Below are 2,257 nucleotides of genomic sequence, written 5' to 3'. Positions count from 1 at the left end.
TTTATCTCAATATATCTCACCAAATCCATCATCTATCAATAACTCTTAAAAGTTGCGAGTATAAAAACAAGAATTCGAGTGCTAGTACTTTATTTGAAATAGTAAAGAAGCTCAAACTTAAAAACATATTTATTATGAAACTATTACATACATTAGAAGAAATAAAATACTTTAATGACTTACAAATATTATCAGATGAATTGAAGGATTTAAATGAACAATTCCATAATTTAGAAATATTAAAGTTAGCAAATAACTTTCAATTGGAAGTTGATACTGAATTAGAAAAGTATAATGAATATATTGGGAAAGAATGTGAAGCTCCAGTAAGTTTTTTATCTGGACAAAAAGAATCTCAATCAGGTAAAATAGAAGGTAACTTTTATTTTAGTATTTATTCTAAATCAGTTAGAGGTACTTTTAGGTATAAATCAGGTGGACTTGATAATCGTGCAATTGCTGAATTAAAAGAAATTTAAAAACATATTTATTATGAAGTTTATTTACATATTATTAATGTGCATTTTATGCGCTGGGTGTAAGGAATATAAGAAACAAAATGAATTAACAACAAAAATACATGAAAACAAAGTTCCTATAGATACTATTCATGTAAATGCAATAAGAGATAGGATTATCTATTTATATGTTATAGATTCTTGTGAATACATAGGTTTTATAAATGCTTATAGAAGTGATTTTATTACTCATAAAGGAAATTGTAAATTTTGTAAGAGAGATCAATGATTGTATAATATTTAAATTAAAAGAAATTTAAAATTATGACACATCCTATTATAATACACAATGAAGTAACAAAGAAAGAGACAGTTTCTTATTCAACTAGTTTCAACATTATTTTAAGTTTTGCAGAACTTTTACAAATAATGGAAGGAGCTAAAGAACTATTAAAAGCTCCAACATCAGAAGAATTTAAAGCTTATGTTTATCTATGTAATGAATTATTTAAACAATCAAACTTTGAAGAAATAACTTTCAAATATGTTTCAAGAGAAACTATGGTAATTTGGGGTAGTTTTTTACAAGCAAGGATGATTCAACATGAATCTGAAGAAATTGATATGGACATATATGTTATATTGGATAGAACGTTTACTAATGCTCTGTCTATAACCTTAAATAATTAATACATACTTGTTATGAAAAAGAAATTACCGGAAATCACAGCTCCTAAACTATCAAAAAAAGGTTGGGCAAAAGGAGCTTATTGTTTGTGTTTTGTGTATAGTAATAAAGGAAATTTTATTGTTAAAGGTTATGTTGGAGATGTAGATATACTTTTAAAAGAGTATAAATCTAAAGAATATAAATTCTTTTTTAATAAAACATTCTGGCATTCAGGAATACACAGAGGATATTGGTCTTTTTACAATAGAGATTCTGAGAAAGGTTGTACTATAACTGCACCAGATATTAGGAGTAAAAAATATCATTTCAATGTAACAAACTTTGATAACATTGATATGAAATTTAAAAGAATGCCTAACAAATGGATTAAAGAATTTGATAATATATAGTGTGGCATCATATAAAGCTTAATCCACCAGGGAGTTATAATAGTGTTGAATCATAGAAAGCTTAATCAACCTTAGAAAATTATAACTCCTTATTTACTTATTTTTAAATTTAAAATATTAAAGGCTCTATAAAGATTAGTTAGAAATAACAGCAATGTAGTAACCAAATGTATGATAAATACATTTAAAGCTTACTTAATCTTATTGGAGTCTTTATTTAAAACTTAAAAATATTAATCATGAAATATATTTATGAATTTATAACAGGTGATGTAATAGTAAGAACACAACCTTCAAAACAATTTGAAAATTATAATAACTTAAAAAATTAAAATTATGTCAAAGTACACAGAACTAGCAATTAAAACAAATGCAGTAGAAGATGTTAAGACACAAGTAGAGAAATCAGCTCCCATCTTGGCTGCTAAATTAAATGCAATTATTAGTAGTCAATCAGCTAAAGTTATGGAAGCACAGGCTGATTTAGTTGAAGCTGACCAACTTGTTGATAAAGCTCGTGGATATATTACTACTAATGCACAAACTTGGTTATCACAACTAAATTATGCAAAAACTCAAAGAGATATGGCTTCTGAAGATTTAAATGTAGCAGAAGATTATTTTGATGAATTAAAAGAAGAAGCAAAACTTTTTGTTTAAACAATTTAAAAGCTCCTGTGATATTCACAGAAGTTATTTACTAAAAAAGAAAATTATGC

The 2,257-nt window shown here is 25.7% G+C and carries 5 protein-coding genes; all 5 read left to right on the top strand.

Going from position 1 to position 2,257, the window contains the following annotated elements; genetic code table 11:
* Positions 1-479, top strand: a 479-nt coding sequence (locus PF569_09300) for a hypothetical protein (GenBank protein MDA3856431.1), incomplete at its 5' end; no start/stop codon positions are given.
* A 37-nt stretch (positions 480-516) separates the two neighbouring features.
* Positions 517-747: a hypothetical protein gene (locus tag PF569_09295; protein MDA3856430.1), complete on the top strand. Its 231-nt coding sequence runs from the start codon at positions 517-519 to the stop codon at positions 745-747.
* 35 nt (positions 748-782) lie between these two features.
* Complete coding sequence (locus PF569_09290; GenBank protein ID MDA3856429.1) at positions 783-1,148, top strand: hypothetical protein; 366 nt, start codon at positions 783-785, stop codon at positions 1,146-1,148.
* Positions 1,149-1,160: 12 nt separating this feature from the next.
* A complete protein-coding gene (locus PF569_09285; protein MDA3856428.1) occupies positions 1,161-1,538 on the top strand; it encodes a hypothetical protein in 378 nt (125 codons plus the stop codon).
* Positions 1,539-1,874: 336 nt separating this feature from the next.
* The gene (locus tag PF569_09280; GenBank protein MDA3856427.1) at positions 1,875-2,198 is read left to right on the top strand and encodes a hypothetical protein; all 324 of its coding nucleotides are present in this window, start codon (positions 1,875-1,877) and stop codon (positions 2,196-2,198) included.
* Positions 2,199-2,257 lie beyond the last annotated feature (59 nt).

It is taken from the genome of Candidatus Woesearchaeota archaeon, from assembly GCA_027858315.1.
Classification (GTDB): domain Archaea; phylum Nanobdellota; class Nanobdellia; order Woesearchaeales; family UBA583; genus UBA583.
This window is presented reverse-complemented; position numbering and strand designations above follow the sequence as displayed.

Coding starts and splice junctions, on each gene's coding strand:
- PF569_09295 (MDA3856430.1), top strand. CDS start 517: ATGTGCATTTTATGCGCTGGGTGTAAGGAATATAAGAAACAAAATGAA.
- PF569_09290 (MDA3856429.1), top strand. CDS start 783: ATGACACATCCTATTATAATACACAATGAAGTAACAAAGAAAGAGACA.
- PF569_09285 (MDA3856428.1), top strand. CDS start 1,161: ATGAAAAAGAAATTACCGGAAATCACAGCTCCTAAACTATCAAAAAAA.
- PF569_09280 (MDA3856427.1), top strand. CDS start 1,875: ATGTCAAAGTACACAGAACTAGCAATTAAAACAAATGCAGTAGAAGAT.